Consider the following 18,761-nt stretch of genomic DNA (forward strand, 5'->3'; position numbering starts at 1 on the left):
CTTGCCAAAGTGCGATTAAACCGCACCTGCACCCGAAACGATCTCCGAAATTTCTTGGGTGATCGCAGCCTGACGCGCTTTGTTGTATACCAACTGCAACTCGTCAATAAGCTCACCGGCGTTATCGGTTGCTGCTTTCATAGCAACCATTCGGGCGGCCTGTTCACTGGCCAAGTTCTCAACTACACCTTGATACACTTGGCTTTCGATAAACCGACGCAACAACATGTCTAGAATAGACTTTGCATCTGGCTCATACAGATAATCCCACTGATGCTCGCGCTTCGTGGCTTCTGATTTAGGCAAAGGCAACAGCTGGTTAATTACCGGTTCCTGGGTCATGGTGTTCACAAACTTGTTATACACCAAGTAAATCCGATCTACTTTGCCTTCTTCAAAGGCTTTCAGCATGACCGAAACTGTACCAATCAAGTCGTTGAGCTGAGGCTTGTCGCCTAAACCCGACGCTTGTGACAGGATATTACCGGTTAACCGCTTAAAAAAGCCTGACGCTTTACTGCCCACGGCAGCGAAGCTGACATCAACGCCTTTCTCTTTCCACTCTTGAACGTCGCGAACAACCTTGCGGAATTCGTTTGAGTTCAAACCGCCGCATAAGCCGCGGTCGGTGGAGACGATGATGTAACCGACGCGTTTCACCTCGCGTTCTTCCAACCACGAATGGCGGTACTCGAGGTTACCTTGAGCAATATGGCCGATCACTTCCCGAATGGAGTCTGCGTACGGACGGCTGCGTGCCATCTGCTCCTGCGCCTTTTTCATTTTAGACGCCGCGACCATTTCCATTGCGCTGGTGATCTTCTGAGTATTGTTAATACTCCCGATCTGAGTTTTTATCTCTTTTCCAACGGCCATAACTAATCTCCTAGGTTACAACGATAAAAGGCCGCAGTTGCCCGCGGCCCGTTCAATTACCAACTTTGAGTTGACTTGAACTTCTCTACACCGGCTTTAATTTCGGCGTCGATACTGTCGTTGTAATCACCTGTTTCATTAATTTTCGCCATGAGGTCAGCGTGCTCGCTCTTGAAGTACGAAAGCAATGCTGCTTCAAAGTCCTGAATTTTGTTAATTTCAACGCCTTTCAGGAAGCCTTTTTCTGCTGCATAAATAGACACTGCCATGTCTGCAACACTCATTGGCGCATATTGGTTCTGCTTCATCAGTTCAGTAACACGTTGGCCGTGCTCGAGCTGTGAACGGGTTGCTTCGTCGAGGTCAGAAGCGAACTGAGCGAATGCCGCCAATTCACGATACTGAGCCAATGCCAAACGAATACCACCGCCAAGCTTTTTGATGATTTTAGTTTGCGCAGCACCACCAACACGCGATACCGAAATACCTGCGTTCACCGCTGGGCGAATACCCGCGTTGAATAAGTCAGTTTCTAGGAAGATCTGGCCGTCGGTAATCGAGATTACGTTAGTCGGTACGAACGCAGAAACGTCACCGGCTTGGGTTTCAATGATTGGCAGCGCGGTTAAAGAACCAGTTTTACCTTTCACTTCACCGTTAGTGAACTTTTCTACGTAGTCTGCGTTTACGCGCGCTGCCCGTTCTAGCAAGCGAGAATGTAAATAGAATACGTCACCTGGGAAGGCTTCACGGCCCGGCGGACGACGGAGCAACAATGAAATTTGACGATAAGCAACTGCTTGCTTCGACAAGTCATCGTATACAATCAACGCGTCTTCACCGCGGTCGCGGAAGAACTCACCCATGGTACAACCCGAATAGGCCGCCAAATATTGAAGCGCAGCAGACTCAGACGCCGATGCCGCTACAATAATGGTGTGCTCAAGCGCGCCGTGCTCTTCAAGCTTACGTACTACGTTTGCAATGGTAGAAGCTTTCTGACCAATTGCTACGTACACACACTTAATGCCGGTGCCTTTCTGGTTAATAATGGCGTCGACCGCCATTGCCGTTTTACCTGTTTGACGGTCGCCGATGATCAACTCACGCTGCCCACGGCCGATTGGAATCATCGAGTCGATGGATTTGTAACCTGTTTGTACAGGTTGGTCGACCGATTGACGCTCGATTACGCCCGGTGCAATTTTCTCAACCGGCTCAAAACCTTCTGCGTCGATTGCGCCCTTACCGTCAATTGGCATACCCAAAGTATTCACCACGCGGCCTAGAAGTGCGCGGCCAACTGGTACTTCAAGAATACGCCCAGTAGATTTAACTTTTACGCCTTCTTGTAGGTCGGCGTATGGACCCATAACTACCGCACCTACTGAGTCGCGCTCTAGGTTCAACGCAATAGCGTAGCGGTTGCCAGGTAGCTCGATCATCTCACCCTGCATACAGTCGGCTAATCCGCTAATGCGAATAATACCGTCGGTCACAGCAATGATAGTACCTTCATTACGAGCTTCACTGACCACTTCGAACTTCTCAATTCGTTTTTTGATCAGTTCAGCAATTTCATTTGAATTCAGTTGCATGCTCTCGTCCCCGATTATGACTGCAGTGTATTGGCAAGCCTTGCGAGCTTGCTCCGAAGTGTACCGTCAATGACCAAATCACCGGCCTTGATCAGCAACCCGCCAACAGTGGCGGCATCTACACTGCAATTGAGCTTAACTTTACGTGCGAGACGTTTTTCTAACGCTGCGCTGAGGCTCTGTTGTTGAGCGTCAGACAATTCAACTGCAGAGGTAACCTCTACAGTAATTTCCTTTTCATAGTCTGCGCGAAGCTCGGCAAATAACCGAGCAACCTCTGGCAGTGCATGAATGCGGTCGTTAGAAGCCAAAATTTTAATTAAATTTTGGCCGTTCTCGTTGAGCTGTTCGCCGCACACACCCAAAAATACTTCGAGTGAATGCTCGCGATTCAGTGCGCCTTTTAAAAACGAGCGAATGTCGCTCTGCTGTTCCACTTGTGCAGCGAACTCCAGCATTTCGTGCCAATTCTCAATTGCGCCCTGCTCAACAGCAAAGTCAAAAGCTGCTTTAGCATAGGGGCGAGCAACCGTTGTATATTCGGACATTTGCTCAACCCCCGTGATTACAATTCAGCGACAAGTTTTTCAACAATGTCGCTTTGCTTCTGTGCATCAATTTCGCGCTCAATGATTTTCTCGGCGCCTGCAATAGCCAATACAGCCACTTGCTTACGGAGTTCCTCACGAACGCGATTGCGCTCAGCTTCCACTTCTGCATAACCGGAAGCGATAATTTTTTCTCGCTCGGCGTGGCCGCGTTGAGTTTCCTCTTCAACTAATACCGCAGCGCGTTTTTTCGCTTGGTCAATTAGTTCAGCTGCTTGAACTTTTGCAGCTTTAAGTTCCTCATCGGCGGTAGCACGAGCGTTTTCTAAGTCTTTCTCAGCGCGTTCTGAAGCTGCCAAGCCGTCAGCAATAATTTTCTGACGTTGTTCTATGGCGTTAATCAGGGGTGGCCAAACGAACTTCATACAGAAAAGTACGAAGACCACAAACGCGATGGACTGACCAATCAGAGTCACTGTGATATTCACAACGGTTCTCCTCTAAGTTGGTGACCGTCGATGCTTAGCCCAGTAAACCTACGAATGGGTTTGCAAATACGAAGAACAAAGAAATACCAACACCGATCATCGCGATAGCGTCAGTAAGACCTGCCATGATGAACATTTTGGTTTGTAGCTGAGAAGCAAGTTCAGGCTGACGTGCAGTAGCTTCTAAGAATTTACCGCCCATAAGACCGAAGCCGATCGCAGTACCAACTGCTGCTAAACCAATAATGATTGCTACAGCTAGGATTGTGTAAGAAACGACTAGTTCCATTGTTATCTCCAGTTTTTCAGATAGTTAAAGTTAAAGTTAATACAAATTAAAACTCAGTTTTTGGAGCAGGCTTGCCTGCTCCGAATGCTTTAGTGTTTTTCACTCGCCATACTCAGGTACACAATTGTAAGCATCATGAAGATAAACGCTTGCAACACAATTACCAGAATATGGAACACTGCCCATGCAAAGTGCATGGGTAACTGCCAAAGACCAACCATGGCGATCAAGATAAAGATAAGTTCACCGGCATAAAGGTTACCGAACAAACGAAGTGACAAGCTTAACGGCTTCGCAAGTAAGGTGACGGTTTCTAATACCAAGTTAAACGGAATCATAGACCAGTGATTAAAAGGGTTCATGGTCATTTCTTTTACGAAACCACCCACACCTTTATGTTTGATCGAATAGTAAATAATCAACACAAACACACCGAGCGCTAGTGCTAACGTGGTGTTTAAGTCTGTAGTTGGTGCAGCTTTCATGTAGCTCCATGGATGATCCATAACGCGCTCAAGGAAGCCGGCGTCTGCGCTTACGTAACCTTTTGCAAGGTCGCCGGCAAACAACACACCTAAAGAACCGAAGAAAGTAGGTACCCAGTCAACCGGAATGAGCTTCATGAGGTTCATTAAGAACACCCAAACGAAGATGGTGAGGGCGAGTGGAGCAATAAGCTTGCTCTTGGCATGAAATGATTCGTTAACCGTATTGGCAACGAAACCAACCACCATTTCTATAAAACATTGCAGCTTTCCTGGAACGCCAACGGTAGCCTTGCGGCCCACACGCGCGAAAAGCCAAATGAAAAAAGCCCCTAAGACAATACCAATACCTAACGTATCTACGTGCCAGGTCCAGAAACCTTCGCCGACACTTGCATTCGTTAAGTGGTGGTTAATGTACTCAGTTGGCGTCATCTTTCCTTCTGCAGCCATTTTTAGTACCCAAGTTAGTTAATTTTCAGATTTAAAACTGGAGCCAGCCAAGGCAGTAAAATCACTACAATATAAACAGCAAAGAGAGGTAACCACGGGCCGTTTAACAATAAAAAAGATGTAGCGAACAATACTACCGTGAGCACCATTTTGAGTGCTTCACCGGCGTAAAAACTCTGCACCACTTGTGATGCTGCTCGTGCGCCTCCAAAACGAAAGGCATACAAAGCGAAAACTGTGCTGGGAACCAAGCTGGTCATTGCTCCCGCAAGCGCGGTAAGGGTTCCTTGGCTACCGTATAACACGGTAAATACGACTACCAATAAAGAGGCAATTAGGGCCTGAAAACGTAACATCCGGAACGCTAAACGTTTACCGCCAGCGGTTAGGGCATTATTTGCATGTGATGTCATGGTTCGGCTATGCCTTATCAAAACTGCGCCGATTATAAAGTTTTGCCATTAAAATGCAACCAAAGCCGCTTCACTATAGCTTATGCTATAGCGTTATTTTATGTGATTCAAAATACCGTCGAGTTCGTCCAGGCTCGTGTAATTGATTACCAACTTACCGCGCCCTTTACGATTATGACTAATACTCACTTTTGCGCCGAGCGTGTCGGTTAAACGCTGTTCAAGCTGTTGTACGTCTGGGTCTGGTGTTTTCGGTTCTTGCTCAACAGGATTCAAGGCCCGATTGACCAGTTTTTCCGACTCCCGCACAGTTAAGCCTTTGGCCACTATAGTGCGCGCTAATTCGCTTTGTAGATCACCTTGCACAGCGAGCAATACTTTACCGTGGCCCAATTCAATATCGCCACGCTCAAGGTGCGTTTTCACGTCGTTATTGAGCTGTAAAATACGCAATAAATTTGTAATGGTTGTACGCGACTTACCCACGGCTTCGGCGACCGCTTGGTGCGTCATTTCAAATTCATCAATCAGCCGCTGCAAGGCCACTGCTTCTTCTAAAGCACTTAAATCTTCACGTTGAATATTTTCAATTAACGCCATGGCAATGGCAGCTTCGTCGGGTATGTCTTTTACCAAACAGGGCACCCGATCAATTTGCGCCAACTGCGCTGCCCGCCAACGCCGTTCACCAGCAATAATTTCATATTGGTCGGTAGCAACCTGACGCACCACAATAGGTTGAATAATGCCCTGTGACTTTATGGAATTGGCGAGCTCCTCAAGGGCGGTCGGTGACATGTCTTTACGCGGTTGATATTTGCCCGGCTTTAGAAATTCCACCGGTAACTTGCGTAATTCACTCTTTTCCTGGGGTTGCTGCTCGCCAGTGTTTTTCTCTTGTGAGCTGAGGCTATCGGCGTTCTGTGCTTCAGAACGCGCTGCTGCATTCGCACTTGTTGCCAACAAAGCGTCTAAGCCGCGCCCTAAACCTCTTTTTTTAGCCGTCATGAAAATACCTTTTACGATGCTTTACGGGTTGTTTCGTCGCGCCGAATCACTTCGCCGGCTAACGCCAAATAGGCCCGACTGCCGCTAGAGCCTTTGTCATAATACATGGCTGGAGCGCCAAAACTGGGGGCTTCTGCTAACCGCACGTTACGTGGAATTACGGTACGGTACACTTTATCGCCAAAATGATTTTTTAATTGTTCAGACACGTCGTTGGCCAATCGGTTACGTGGATCATACATGGTTCGCAACAAGCCTTCGATGGCTAAATCAGGATTCACCACACTCGCAAGCTGTTCGATGGTGTCCATCAGTGCCGTAAGCCCTTCAAGTGCATAATATTCACATTGCATTGGCACCAACACCGAGTCTGCCGCAGCCATTGCATTCACGGTGAGCAAGTTTAACGACGGTGGGCAATCGATAAATATGTAGTCGTAGTCATGGCGAATGGGCTCGAGCGCACGGCGTAATCGCGTTTCGCGCGCAAAAACTTCCATAAGCTTGATTTCAGCTGCCGTTACGTCGGCATTTGCCGCAATAAGATGATATTTCCCCGAGGTTTCCGTAACAATCACGTCTTCAACTGGCTTTTGGTCGATTAAAAGATCGTAAATACTGGTTTCAACTTCATATTTGTCGACACCACTGCCCATCGTGGCATTTCCTTGCGGATCGAGGTCGATTAACAGCACTTTTCTACGTGTAGCCGCCATCGAAGCGGCTAAATTGACCGCTGTTGTGGTTTTACCCACGCCACCTTTTTGGTTTGCAATGGCAATTACTTTTCCCACGGTTACGCACCTTTAAAGCTAAAGCTTAAAATTATTATTCTTTTATTATTTCAACAACATGGCGAGCGGCTTCGAGACCAGGGATCGCCAGAGCGTGAGTTCCAATGCGTTGGAATGGAGGTTGAATTTGGGCCAATTCTTGTTCGGTTAGTTGGCCTTTAAGTGCTACAAAACGACCATTCGCAGAAGGCAAATGATGACACCAGCTGAGCATGTCTGCAAGTGAGGCAAACGCTCGACTTAAAACCGTGTCGAATCCTTGTTCAGGTTTGTACGCTTCTACCCGCGACTGCACTGCCGTTACGTTCTTTAATCCCAGCTGGTGTGCGGCTTGGCGAATAAAACTAATTCGTTTACCTAAACTGTCAAGTAAAACAAAATTCTTGTCCGGGTGAATAATGGCTAAGGGCAAACCTGGCAAGCCCGGGCCAGTCCCCACGTCGATAATATTCTGCCCATGTAGGTACGGGCTTACTGCAATGCTGTCGAGAATATGGCGTACAAACATGTCGTACGGGTCACGCACAGAGGTTAGGTTATAAGCACCATTCCATTTATAAAGCAACCCAAGTAAATCAATAAGTTGCTTTTGTTGCTCTGCGGAAACTGCCAGCTCAGCTAACGCCGGCTCCTTCAATGCCGCGTTTAGCCGCTCCGCTAGAGCACGCGCGGGAAATTCCGTTTTCATTAGGCTAGTTTTCTCTCTGTTTTTCGCAATAAACCAAGTTTTTTCAAGTGCACCAACAACATTGAAATTGCTGCCGGCGTTATTCCAGATATGCGTGCAGCCTGGCCGACGGTTTCTGGCCGATGTGCCTTTAGCTTGGCGACAACTTCATTCGACAAGCCAGAGATAGTGCTGTAGTCGAAATCAGCCGGTAGCAAGGTATTTTCGTGGCGAATTGTTTTCGCTATCTCGTCTTGTTGGCGAGCAATATAACCCGCGTATTTAATTTGAACTTCAACCTGCTCGGCAGTGCGTTGGTCGGTAATTCCGGGTCCAAACGCCTCAATATCGGTAAGCGTGCGGTAAGTCATTTCTGGCCGGCGTAGTAATTCTTCTAAATTCGCTTCGCGTGTTATTGGACTTTTCAATAATGGATTCAGAGTTTCAACAGCTGCATGATCCTTATGCACCCAGGTTGAGCGTAAACGCTGTTTTTCCTGCTCAATTTGTTCCATTTTGGTTTCGAACAACGCAAATCGATGGTCGTCCACTAACCCAAGCTCTCGGCCTTTTTGTGTTAACCGAATGTCGGCGTTGTCTTCACGCAGTAACAAACGGTATTCCGCACGAGAGGTAAACATGCGGTAGGGCTCTTTGGTACCTAAGGTTGCTAGATCATCTATTAGCACGCCCATGTATGCTTCATCGCGGCGCGGTGTCCAAGGGTCGATACTGTCGACCGCTAAGGCGGCGTTCATGCCGGCAATTAACCCTTGAGCGCCGGCTTCTTCATAACCGGTGGTGCCATTTATTTGCCCGGCAAAGTAGAGGCCTTCAATAAATTTAGACTCTAACGATTGTTTTAAATCGCGCGGGTCGAAAAAGTCGTACTCAATGGCATAGCCAGGGCGGGTAATATGAGCGTTTTCAAAACCCCGTATAGAGCGCACCAACTCCACTTGAACGTCGAACGGTAAGCTGGTGGAAATGCCATTTGGATACAATTCGCAGGTGTTCAGCCCTTCTGGCTCAACAAAAATTTGGTGTGAACTTTTGTCTGCAAAACGCATTACTTTGTCTTCAATAGAGGGGCAATAACGTGGCCCAACACCCTCAATAACACCAGAATACATGGGTGAGCGATCAAGCCCACCGCGAATAATGTCGTGGGTTTGGTTATTGGTATGGGTAATAAAACAACTAATTTGCTGCGGCTGATCGGCATGGCTGCCCACATAAGAAAATATAGGGCGCGGGTTGTCGCCAGGTTGCTCTTGCATCACTGAAAAATCGACCGTGTTCGCGTCTATCCGTGGTGGTGTACCGGTTTTTAACCGATCAACACGTAATGGCAAGGCACGAAGCCTATCAGCTAAAGCGATAGAGGGTGGATCGCCAGCACGGCCGCCACGATATTGCGACAAGCCAATATGAATTTGCCCACCTAAAAAGGTACCTACGGTAAGTACCACTCGCTCAGCAAAAAATTTTAAACCCATTTGGGTTACAACACCTTGCACCTTAGGACCTGTGCCAGCGTCGTGCACAATGAGGTCGTCACACGCTTGCTGAAAAATTTTTAAATTCGGTTGTTGTTCCAAACTTTGTCGAATAAAGCTGCGATAAAGTGAGCGATCAGCTTGTGCTCGGGTGGCCCGAACTGCTGGGCCTTTTGAGCCGTTTAACGTACGAAATTGAATACCCGCACGATCAGCGCCACGCGCCATAATGCCACCAAGGGCGTCAATTTCTTTGACTAAATGGCCTTTACCAATGCCGCCAATGGCTGGGTTACAAGACATTTGACCTAAAGTGTCGATGTTATGCGTGAGCAAAAGTGTTTGTTTGCCCATTCGCGCAGCAGCAAGTGCAGCCTCGGTGCCAGCGTGACCGCCACCGATAATAATTACATCAAATTTAGCGTCTGAAGCCATTGTGGTTGACATAGTGTTCGAAACTCAAAATTACCAAGGTGAATAAGGTCGCTAGTATACCTCGGATCGAGGTGAAGAATAAACGATCATTACGATCAGAAATGGTGATCGGTTAGCGAGGCACGAAGCTAATAGTTCTTTATATATTTTTTTAAAAAAATCTTATTAGTTCTATTATTAGCGCCGCCCTTTTCTGTGTGAAAGTCTAAATAATCAATAAAAACCAAAAGCTTATAAACGATCAATAACTGTGAGTTAAAGGCGATCATCAGTGATCATAACCAGTGGTATAAGTTAGGGCTTATCCACAATGAAAGTTATCCCCGGATCTGTCCTATGGTGCGATCACAGATTAGATCCATGGTTATGCACAGGATCTTCGTTCTGTGCATATGATCTTAACTTAGCTGTGGAAAACCTGAGTGAACTTTTTTAGCCATTCTTTTGCAGTACGCTCTGGTTCAGGGTCGAGCATCATGTCGATTGTGAGTAGTTCGGTAACAGGTTTGGCGCCTAAAAATTTAAGCAGCGTGTCAGCGTCGGTGCCGGCTTTACAAAAGGTGTCGTAACTGGAGTCGCCCACGGCCACAATTGCATACTGGATAGCGTGTAAATTTGGTTGCTGCGTTGCTAAGTGTTCCATAAATGCGGCGATACTTTCGGCATATTCACCCGCACCATGAGTTGCAATGCAAATTAACCATGGTTGGTCGTGTGCTACTTCTGCCAACGACGGTAAGTCGTGAAAGCGAGTTTGAAACCCTGTTTGTTTGAGTTCGTTTTCAAGTTCGGAAGCTAAGAATTCGGTGTTTCCAGCGGTTGTACCGACTAAGATTTCGATCGTTTTAGCCATAATGAGGCCTCAATTCGTTAAACTAAAGTTATCAGTTTGGTGGATTTGAAATGAAAAGCAATAGCAAGCGTCTATTTTTCAATTGATGCGCTTGAAGACGCCATGAACCAAAGGTATGATCGCTGTGCAATGTAACTTATTCTTGAAATAAACGCCGCGCAGTGAGCAATTCACTCAGAATTCTGGCGTTCATTCATAAATTTAGAGAGTAATCAGGTTGATTCGCTAAAAACTACCGACAGAAGCTCGGTAATTTTTGCAGAAAACCTGATTTTTCGCGTGTTTGCGCTAAATTTATCCTGTGGTTACAAAGTGCTCAATTCGTGAATTTACTAGGTTTGCCAACTCGGGCCGCCTGCTGGACAGGAAAAATACGATGAAGACAGATTGGAAAAAAGAATGGTTTGGTAATATACGCCCAGACATATTGGCGGGTTTAGTTGTGGCGTTGGCCCTTATACCAGAAGCTATCGCCTTCTCTATTATCGCCGGAGTAGACCCTAAAGTAGGTTTATACGCTTCCTTTTGTATTTGCGTGGTCATGGCCTTTGTCGGCGGGCGGCCTGGTCAAATTTCAGCTGCTACCGGTGCGATGGCATTGCTGATGGTTACCTTAGTGCGCGACCATGGCCTCGAATATTTATTGGCTGCCACTGTGCTTACGGGTGTTATTCAGCTTAGTTTCGGCTTATTGAAGCTTGGCAGTTTAATGCGTTTTGTGTCGCGCTCTGTAGTAACAGGCTTTGTAAATGCCTTGGCCATTCTTATTTTTATGGCGCAGTTGCCGGAGCTCACCAACGTAACCTGGCATGTTTATGCGCTTACAGCGGCAGGTTTAGGCATCATTTATGGCTTGCCGTATGTAACCAAAGCTGTGCCTTCACCGCTTATTGCTATTGTGACCATTACTGCCTTTGTAATGTACATGGGTATCGACGTGCGTACAGTGGGCGATATGGGTGAGTTGCCGGACACCTTACCGGTATTTTTAATGCCAAACATTCCACTGAATTTTGAAACATTGATGATTATTTTGCCTTACGCCTTTCCGTTAGCCATTGTTGGTTTATTGGAGTCGATGATGACACAAACTATTGTGGATGATTTAACCGACACCAAGACTGATCGTAATAAAGAATGTCGTGGCCAAGGTATAGCCAATATTGGCGCCGGCTTTATGGGCGGTATGGCGGGTTGTGCCATGATTGGCCAGTCGGTGATAAACGTAAAGTCGGGGGGCCGAGGCCGTTTGTCCATGCTTGTTGCTGGAGTTGGTCTAATTATTTTGGTGGTGTTTTTATCTGAATGGGTTTCGCGAATTCCAATGGCTGCGCTAGTCGCCGTAATGATTATGGTGTCTATTGGTACCTTCAGCTGGCAGTCGGTAAAAGACCTGAAAAAACACCCCTTAAGTACCAATATTGTAATGATTGCCACGGTTGTGGTGGTGGTATTTACCCACAACTTAGCCTTGGGCGTATTTGTGGGTGTGTTGTTGGCGGCTATTTTCTTTGCCGCGAAAGTCGGCAACTATATGCATGTGTCGTCGAAATTGCACGAAAATGGTAGCCAACGCGACTACACGGTAGTAGGGCAGGTATTTTTTAGCTCGTCTGAGAAATTTGTCGACAGTTTTGACTTTAGAGAAGCCCTTGATAAGGTAACGATTGACCTAGAACGTGCCCATTTTTGGGACATTACGTCGGTGGCAGCACTCGACAAAGTCGTGCTCAAGTTTCGTCGCGAAGGCGCTGAGGTAGAGGTAAAAGGAATGAACCAAGCGACCGAAACCGTAGTTGATAAATTCGGTGTGGCCGACAAACCCGACGCCATTGACCGCCTAATGGACCACTAAGCGAGCGAGGACTCAGAAATGACAACACACACAGTAGCATGCATAGATGGTTCGGCGTTGAGTAACACGGTGGCGGATTACGCGGCGTGGTCGGCAGCCCGTATGGGTACCGAATTGGTCTTGTTAAACGTACTGAATGACAATCGCTCGAACGACAGCACAGATTTTAGCGGCAATATTGGTGTTGATGAGCGCTTGCGATTATTAAACGAAATTACTGAGCTGGAAGAAAAGCGCGCAAAATTAGCTCGCCAGCAAGGTCATTTGTTTCTAGAAGACGCAAAACACCATGTTGCGGCTGTGCATGCACAGCCGTTGCTCCGCCAACGCCATGGCGACTTAGTGGACACCTTGGTGGACATTGAAAATGAAATTCGGTTGTTGGTTATTGGTCGCCAAGGTAAGCGTGGCAACGGAGTAGGGCAGCGAATTGGCCACCAAGTGGAGCGCGTAATTCGGGCCCTCCATAAACCGGTTTGGGTTGTGCACGGCGAGTTTAAAGCGCCAGAAAGTATTTTAATTGCCTTCGACAACAGCACAACGGCTAAGAAAGCGGTTGAAATGGTTGCCGGTAGCCCACTATTTAGAGGTATTCCTGTACATGTGGTTATGGTGGGTGCTGACACTGAGGAACATCGCGAGCAGCTTGAATGGGCAGAACAGAAGCTTACGGATCAAGCATTTGTAGTGCAAACAGCAGTTGTTAACGGAGCTGTTGAAGAGGCGCTTAACGACTATGTGGTAGCGCAGGGCATTGGCGCTCTGGTGATGGGCGCTTATGGCCATTCCCGTATTCGTGAATTCTTTGTGGGCAGCCATACCAATGCACTGATCACGAGTTCAAAAGTGCCGTTGTTGTTGCTGCGTTGAGCTGGAAAGCGAGTGCGCAGCTTTTACCGTAAGGAATAGTTGTTTTAGTCGTGAATATAGAAGCGCTCATTACCACCATAGAGCCTTACTTGCCGTGGTTTGTCAGTATTAGCTTATTAATGGCGGTAACCTCGCTGGTTCTCGTTCCTTTTTTAGTGGTTAGAATGCCGGCCGCTTATTTTGTAGCAAAACGTCGGCAGCGCAAATGGACGCTAAGCCGTCGGGTGCTCTATCTGTTTCGGAATGTTTTTGCGCTGATTCTTTTTGTTGCGGGTTTAGCCATGTTGTTTTTACCTGGGCAGGGGCTGCTAACGCTGCTTATTGCATTATTGGTGTCGGATTTACCCGGTAAATACCGCATTGAACGCTGGTTCGTTAAAAAGCCGGGAGTGCTGAAGAGCTTGAATTGGATTAGGCGCCGATACGACCGCGTACCATTAAAACGCCCAGAGTAATTGTAAGGGCACCTGAACATGAGTTGAGGTGCCCTTAGTTGTATTAAGTGGGTTTGCTTTCGCTCGTGTTTGCTGCCGAGTCGACAAACAATGCAATAGCGCCGTCGCCGGTTATATTACACGCGGTTCCGAAGCTGTCTTGTGCCATGTACAGCGCGATCATGAGCGCTAATGCGGTTTCGCCAAAGCCCAACATTGAGCCAAGCAAGCCAATAGCCGACATCACCGCACCGCCCGGAACACCAGGAGCGGCGAGCATGACGAAGCCGAGCGTAAGAATAAACGGCAACATGGTAAAGAACGACGGAATAACCAAAGCATTATGCAGCACCATAACCGCAACCGTGCAGCTTACAATGGTAATGGTCGAGCCCGCTAAATGCACAGTGGCGCAAAGTGGAATGGTAAAGTTTGCGATGTCGTCGTTTACCTTGTTTGCTTTTGCACTTTGCAAGGTTACCGGAATGGTGGCAGCGCTCGACATAGTGCCGAGTGCGGTAAAGTAAGCCGGTAGCATATTTTTGATCAGCACAATCGGCGACCGACCGGTTTTCATGCCCGCCAAAACAAACATCGTTACGATATAAACCCAGTGCAGCGCTACTGCAACCAACAGAATAACGCCGAAGGTTTTAAGGGTAGTAAACACCGTTCCTGCCGTTGCCATTTCCGCGAATACTCCTGCAATGTAGAAAGGGAGTAAGGGAATAATTATTTTCACCAGCAACTTAGTAATAATGTCGCGCCCTTCGTCGCTGAACTTTTGCAGGGTTGGCGCTTGCGTAGCGGAAATGCCAAGGCCCAAAATAAAGGCTAATACAAGGCCGGTCATTACGTTAAAAAGCGGTGGAATGTCCATGCTAATAAAAGGAGTGAGGGCATTGGCGCTGGCTTGTGCCACTTCGCGGTTCTCCGTGGTAAGGAAGGGAACCACCCAACTGGCTACGAAAAATGCCCCAATACCTGCCAAAATCGTCGAACTGTAGGCAATAGCAAGTGTTCTTCCGAGTAGTTTGCCTGAATTTCGAGGCAAACTAGCAATACCACTGGTGATAAAAAACAGTATAAGCAGCGGAATAATAAAGAACAGTAACTCACCAAAAAGAGCCTTAAAGGTAATCAGTAAGCGGGTAACAAATTCGGGAGCAAATAGCCCCATAAGTGTACCGAGTACAATACCGGCAATCAGTTTTAAAATAAGCGCCATAATTTTCTCGTTTTTATGTAATGGAGTGTGGAATGGGGTGGTTCAAACCTCAAACGTGGCGGCACTATAACACGGCTTTTGTAGTTACAGCATCCGACCTGATCAGGGATTCGGCAATAAACCTATCTCCTGCGTTAAAACCTTGGTTGTAACCCATATTGAGGGAATCGAGGTCCATGGTGAAGCGCGACACCGGGAAATTCGCGGGTGGCGCAATAATTTGTATTTTGCAGTCTTTTGGAGGGCTTGCGATAAAGTCGAGAGCGTCGTTATATTGCTTAGAACGTCGGCTCACTGCCAAGAAAAGTTCAGGATGATCCTTAAAAAAAGGTTTGAGTAAATTCGGAAAGCGAGATTCTTCCTTTTTAAACCCAAGAGGCTGCGACAATACAACGGTAATACGTTTGGCACCTTGCTCGTAAGCATGAATAACGGGAATGGAGTCGGCTAAGCCGCCGTCGGTCATGGGCTCGTTATCGATGGGTGGGAAGTCGCGGAAGACCAAAGGCATAGCACAAGAAGCGGGGAACAAGTCGTTCATATTGTCGCGGTTGACCTCGAAATAACAGGGTTTACCTGTAAGCACACTGGTCGTTACTACGGTAAGCGGAATGCCTCGTTGCAAGAACTTTTCAATATCGAGCGGAAGCTCGTCGAGAGAGCAATGCCAAAGCCAACTGACGTCGCAAAAATGCCCGCCCTTTAAATACCGGCGAATGTTCATAAACTCGTCTCGCCGCGCATGGTCGGTAATAATTTGGTAGCTGCGTTTAAAACTGCCTGCCAAATAACCAATTAAATTGGTGGAACCTGCTGAAACACCAATGGCTGCGTCGAACGGATAGAATTTTCGGTCAATAAAGGCGTCGAGCACTCCCGCTGCAAAAATACCTCGCATAGCGCCGCCCTCTACCACTAGTGTGTGTTGTTCGTTCGACATATAGTGCTCCGAAAAGGCTATTACATAGGGTAAGCATAGGCGAAAGAGCCTTTAGGTGTAAAAGATTCAATTTTTTAATAATGCGGCCGATAGAAAAGCAATAGATCATTCATTACTCGAATATTAACGAGAGGTAAGGGCATGAAAACCACAATTTTTAAAACAACCGTGGCTTTCGTTATAGCAGGGCTTTTTCTCAGTGCATGTAGCTCCTCTACTGCAGTGCCTGAGCGTCGACCCAGTGCCTATTTCCTCCAGGCCGATCTCCCCACACGCTATTATGCGCGCGACTTAGCCGACCAAATGATGGCCAGCAGCCATGGGTTACGCCCCGGTCAGCGCATAGCCGTTACCAGCCTGTCTTGGCTTGACAGTAACTTCGACGAATCTTCATTGGTGGCATTGCAGCTACAAGAAGAACTCAGCACAGAATTTCAACTCTTAGCATTCGACGTACTTGAATTCAGACTCACCGACGGCATTCGGGTGACCGAACAAGGCGACTTCGCCATGAGCCGTAATTACCTCGACCTCCCCGAACTTCAATATACCGACTACATTCTTACCGGCACACTCGTGCAACGCAGAGAAGGCGTGATGGTAAACGTAAGGTTGGTAAACTTCGACTCCAAGGTAGTGGAAGCCACCGGTCAAGTGCTCATACCCAGAGATATCGCCCGCTCAATCGCCGGCAACCGCGGCGTACAAGTAGTAAGCCAGAACTAGGGGTTGCTTGGGTATTTGAACTTCCCGCTTTAATTTGCTAAATTTGCGCCCCGTTGGGGAGTAGCCGGCTTTCTGCTTTTGAAAGCGTTCGTGTCAACATAATTGGCCACATGCCATGGTGCGAACACCACTCGGTTGGCGAGACCATCGAATTGTCCACGCTAAAGGTTAGGCGTGTGGGCTGTTCGTGGTTTCTGTTTCGCCTAACCGGAGTTTATTCATGAATCCCTTAGCGCTTCTTTTATTGGCTTTTGCTATGTCGACCGACGCGTTTGCGGCGGCTATTGGCAAAGGTGCAAGCCTCAGAAATCCTCGGTTTATTCAGGCGCTTAAAATTGGCCTTATTTTCGGCACTATTGAGGCCATTACTCCGCTTTTAGGTTGGCTTTTGGGTAAGTTTGCGGCTGGCTATGTCGAGGCTTGGGACCATTGGTTGGCTTTTATGCTGCTGCTTGGCCTTGGCTTACATATGATTCATGAAGGCCTAAAGCCAGAGGAACCAAAACAGGCCGCCACTTCTACAAAACAGCCCTTTTTTCGCATTTGCCTCACCGCGTTGGGTACAAGCATAGACGCAATGGCGGTTGGCGTGAGCCTAGCCTTTGTGAATGTAAACATTTGGCTGGCCGCTGGGTTAATTGGCTTAGCCACAACCTTAATGGTAACGCTTGGGGTAATGATAGGTCGGGCGGTGGGCTCGGTACTCGGGCATCGCGCTGAAATATTTGGCGGCGTAACCCTTATAGCCGTAGGCGTTTGGATTCTAGCGGGGCATACGCTATACGCTTAATGCCCAAGTTAGCGCGGGCTTACTTCCCGATACAAAACGAACCAAATATTTTCCCGAGTAGATCGTCGCTGGTGAATGCGCCGGTAATTTCGTTGAGGTGTGTTTGTGCAAGGCGTAGTTCTTCGGCCAGTATTTCGCCAGCGGCAAAGGTTTCGAGCTGCTCCTGGCCAATCAGCAGATGATGTTTTGCCCGTTCTATCGCTTCGAGGTGGCGACGGCGAGCCATAAAACCCCCTTCGATATTGGTGTTAAAACCCATTGCGGCTTTTAAATGCTCACGTAATTCTTGAATTCCTTCACTTTTAGCTGCTGCTATAGACACCACCGGAATGTCTTCATAAAGGTTGTAGCCAACGGCTTCGCCGGTGAGGTCGACCTTATTGCGGATTACACTAAAGGGTAGGCCTTTGGGCAAGCGGGCAAAAAACTCGGGCCAAATGTCGCGCGGGTGTATGGCGTCGGTTTCGGTACTGTCGACCATAAATAAAACGCGGTCTGCTTGCTCTATTTCCGCCCAAGCCCTTTCAATGCCAATTTGTTCTACCCGATCAGGGCTTTCGCGGAGGCCTGCGGTGTCAATAATATGAAGCGGCATGCCGTCTATTTGAATATGTTCGCGCAAAACGTCGCGAGTAGTGCCTGCAATTTCTGTAACAATAGCTGACTCACGGCCAGCTAATGCGTTCAAAAGGCTCGACTTCCCGGCGTTGGGGCGGCCTGCTATAACAACCCTCATACCTTCACGCATTAATGTGCCTTGTTTTGCCTGTTTTTCCACCTCAGACAGCCGGTTAATAATTGACTCTAGGTCGTTAGCGACTTTTCCGTCGCTTAAAAAATCCACTTCCTCTTCGGGAAAGTCGATTGCGGCTTCCACATACATGCGTAGGTGGATGACAGCGTCGACGAGTTGATCGATACGATGGGAAAATTCACCTTGTAAGCTTTGCAGCGCCATTTTTGCGGCTTGTTCGGAGGTTGTATCGATTAAGTCTGCAATGGCCTCTGCTTGGGCGAGGTCGAGCTTATCGTTTAAGAACGCGCGCTCGCTAAACTCACCGGGGCGCGCCATGCGAGCGTGGCCAGTGGCTAAAATAGCGCGAATCAACATGTCGATTACCACCGGGCCACCATGGCCTTGAAACTCAATAACGTCTTCGCCGGTAAAAGAGTTCGGGCCTTCGAAGTAGAGTGCTAAACCTTGGTCGAGCAATTCGCCGGTTGGGGTATGGAAAGGCGTGTAGAGCGCGTAGCGCGGCTTTGGTGTTTGACCTACTATGGCTTTGGCGATGATTTTGGCATGGGGACCACTGACCCGCACAATGCCTACGCCACCTTTGCCTGGTGGTGTGGCTTGGGCCACAATAGTGTCGGTGTGGTAAGGACGCTCGGTCATATTTTTAGCCCCAAAAAGTGAATACGAATGAAGTATAACGCGTAGCATTTTGTTGTGGCTATAAAAAGCCCGGCGGTTAGGCCGGGCTCGCGTTTACATTGTTGGCGTGCAGGGTG

The 18,761-nt window shown here is 47.8% G+C and carries 20 protein-coding genes and 1 riboswitch; of the genes, 5 read left to right on the top strand and 15 right to left on the bottom strand.

Annotated features, from left to right (window positions below):
• Window positions 1–15: 15 nt before the first annotated feature.
• From atpG to DQW12_RS04620, 12 genes are all read right to left on the bottom strand, one after another.
• Window positions 16–876, bottom strand: a complete 861-nt coding sequence (atpG, locus tag DQW12_RS04565; protein ID WP_113906681.1) for a F0F1 ATP synthase subunit gamma — start codon at window positions 874–876, stop codon at window positions 16–18.
• 56 nt (window positions 877–932) lie between these two features.
• Entirely contained in the window at window positions 933–2,474 is a 1,542-nt protein-coding gene (atpA, locus tag DQW12_RS04570) for a F0F1 ATP synthase subunit alpha (protein WP_113906682.1), read from the bottom strand.
• Between the two features lie 14 nt (window positions 2,475–2,488).
• Entirely contained in the window at window positions 2,489–3,022 is a 534-nt protein-coding gene (atpH, locus tag DQW12_RS04575; RefSeq protein WP_113906683.1) for a F0F1 ATP synthase subunit delta, read from the bottom strand.
• Window positions 3,023–3,039: 17 nt separating this feature from the next.
• Window positions 3,040–3,510 carry a F0F1 ATP synthase subunit B gene (gene atpF / locus DQW12_RS04580; protein WP_113906684.1) on the bottom strand — a complete coding sequence of 157 codons (471 nt, stop codon included), beginning with the start codon at window positions 3,508–3,510 and terminating at the stop codon, window positions 3,040–3,042.
• A 34-nt stretch (window positions 3,511–3,544) separates the two neighbouring features.
• On the bottom strand, window positions 3,545–3,799 hold the full coding sequence (atpE, locus tag DQW12_RS04585; RefSeq protein WP_113906685.1) for a F0F1 ATP synthase subunit C: 255 nt from the start codon (window positions 3,797–3,799) through the stop codon (window positions 3,545–3,547).
• Between the two features lie 89 nt (window positions 3,800–3,888).
• Window positions 3,889–4,737 carry a F0F1 ATP synthase subunit A gene (gene atpB, locus DQW12_RS04590; protein WP_113906686.1) on the bottom strand — a complete coding sequence of 283 codons (849 nt, stop codon included), beginning with the start codon at window positions 4,735–4,737 and terminating at the stop codon, window positions 3,889–3,891.
• 14 nt (window positions 4,738–4,751) lie between these two features.
• The gene (locus tag DQW12_RS04595) at window positions 4,752–5,150 is read right to left on the bottom strand and encodes an ATP synthase subunit I (protein ID WP_113906687.1); all 399 of its coding nucleotides are present in this window, start codon (window positions 5,148–5,150) and stop codon (window positions 4,752–4,754) included.
• Between the two features lie 93 nt (window positions 5,151–5,243).
• Window positions 5,244–6,158 carry a ParB/RepB/Spo0J family partition protein gene (locus tag DQW12_RS04600; RefSeq protein ID WP_113906688.1) on the bottom strand — a complete coding sequence of 305 codons (915 nt, stop codon included), beginning with the start codon at window positions 6,156–6,158 and terminating at the stop codon, window positions 5,244–5,246.
• Between the two features lie 11 nt (window positions 6,159–6,169).
• Window positions 6,170–6,952: a ParA family protein gene (locus tag DQW12_RS04605; RefSeq protein ID WP_113906689.1), complete on the bottom strand. Its 783-nt coding sequence runs from the start codon at window positions 6,950–6,952 to the stop codon at window positions 6,170–6,172.
• 34 nt (window positions 6,953–6,986) lie between these two features.
• On the bottom strand, window positions 6,987–7,640 hold the full coding sequence (rsmG, locus tag DQW12_RS04610) for a 16S rRNA (guanine(527)-N(7))-methyltransferase RsmG (protein WP_113906690.1): 654 nt from the start codon (window positions 7,638–7,640) through the stop codon (window positions 6,987–6,989).
• A complete protein-coding gene (gene mnmG, locus DQW12_RS04615; RefSeq protein WP_113907210.1) occupies window positions 7,640–9,553 on the bottom strand; it encodes a tRNA uridine-5-carboxymethylaminomethyl(34) synthesis enzyme MnmG in 1,914 nt (637 codons plus the stop codon). The genes rsmG and mnmG overlap by 1 nt, the downstream gene beginning before the upstream one ends.
• A gap of 403 nt (window positions 9,554–9,956) precedes the next feature.
• A complete protein-coding gene (locus tag DQW12_RS04620; protein ID WP_113906691.1) occupies window positions 9,957–10,406 on the bottom strand; it encodes a flavodoxin domain-containing protein in 450 nt (149 codons plus the stop codon).
• A gap of 376 nt (window positions 10,407–10,782) precedes the next feature.
• On the opposite strand from DQW12_RS04620, the gene DQW12_RS04625 reads away from it, so the two are divergent.
• Genes DQW12_RS04625 through DQW12_RS04635 form a run of 3 tightly spaced genes read left to right on the top strand, consistent with a single transcriptional unit; the run spans window position 10,783 to window position 13,586 of the window.
• Window positions 10,783–12,261 (top strand): SulP family inorganic anion transporter, encoded by a 1,479-nt coding sequence (locus DQW12_RS04625; RefSeq protein ID WP_113906692.1) that lies wholly within the window; start codon window positions 10,783–10,785, stop codon window positions 12,259–12,261.
• Window positions 12,262–12,279: 18 nt separating this feature from the next.
• A complete protein-coding gene (locus tag DQW12_RS04630) occupies window positions 12,280–13,131 on the top strand; it encodes a universal stress protein (protein ID WP_113906693.1) in 852 nt (283 codons plus the stop codon).
• A 50-nt stretch (window positions 13,132–13,181) separates the two neighbouring features.
• Window positions 13,182–13,586, top strand: a complete 405-nt coding sequence (locus DQW12_RS04635; RefSeq protein ID WP_232819884.1) for a hypothetical protein — start codon at window positions 13,182–13,184, stop codon at window positions 13,584–13,586.
• Between the two features lie 43 nt (window positions 13,587–13,629).
• On the opposite strand, the gene DQW12_RS04640 is transcribed toward DQW12_RS04635, so the two are convergent.
• Complete coding sequence (locus DQW12_RS04640; protein WP_113906695.1) at window positions 13,630–14,793, bottom strand: dicarboxylate/amino acid:cation symporter; 1,164 nt, start codon at window positions 14,791–14,793, stop codon at window positions 13,630–13,632.
• 64 nt (window positions 14,794–14,857) lie between these two features.
• The gene (locus DQW12_RS04645; protein ID WP_113906696.1) at window positions 14,858–15,733 is read right to left on the bottom strand and encodes a patatin-like phospholipase family protein; all 876 of its coding nucleotides are present in this window, start codon (window positions 15,731–15,733) and stop codon (window positions 14,858–14,860) included.
• A 141-nt stretch (window positions 15,734–15,874) separates the two neighbouring features.
• On the opposite strand from DQW12_RS04645, the gene DQW12_RS04650 reads away from it, so the two are divergent.
• Both DQW12_RS04650 and DQW12_RS04655 read left to right on the top strand, forming a co-directional pair.
• Window positions 15,875–16,459 (top strand): FlgO family outer membrane protein, encoded by a 585-nt coding sequence (locus DQW12_RS04650; protein WP_113906697.1) that lies wholly within the window; start codon window positions 15,875–15,877, stop codon window positions 16,457–16,459.
• Between the two features lie 48 nt (window positions 16,460–16,507).
• Window positions 16,508–16,674: riboswitch (yybP-ykoY riboswitch) on the top strand.
• Window positions 16,675–16,679: 5 nt separating this feature from the next.
• Entirely contained in the window at window positions 16,680–17,249 is a 570-nt protein-coding gene (locus DQW12_RS04655; RefSeq protein ID WP_113906698.1) for a manganese efflux pump MntP, read from the top strand.
• Between the two features lie 19 nt (window positions 17,250–17,268).
• Here DQW12_RS04655 and mnmE read toward each other — a convergent pair whose 3' ends face one another.
• Window positions 17,269–18,645, bottom strand: a complete 1,377-nt coding sequence (mnmE, locus tag DQW12_RS04660) for a tRNA uridine-5-carboxymethylaminomethyl(34) synthesis GTPase MnmE (RefSeq protein WP_113906699.1) — start codon at window positions 18,643–18,645, stop codon at window positions 17,269–17,271.
• Window positions 18,646–18,761 lie beyond the last annotated feature (116 nt).

Origin of the sequence: Aliidiomarina celeris, assembly GCF_003316875.1 — a bacterium.
Classification (GTDB): Bacteria; Pseudomonadota; Gammaproteobacteria; order Enterobacterales; family Alteromonadaceae; genus Aliidiomarina; species Aliidiomarina celeris.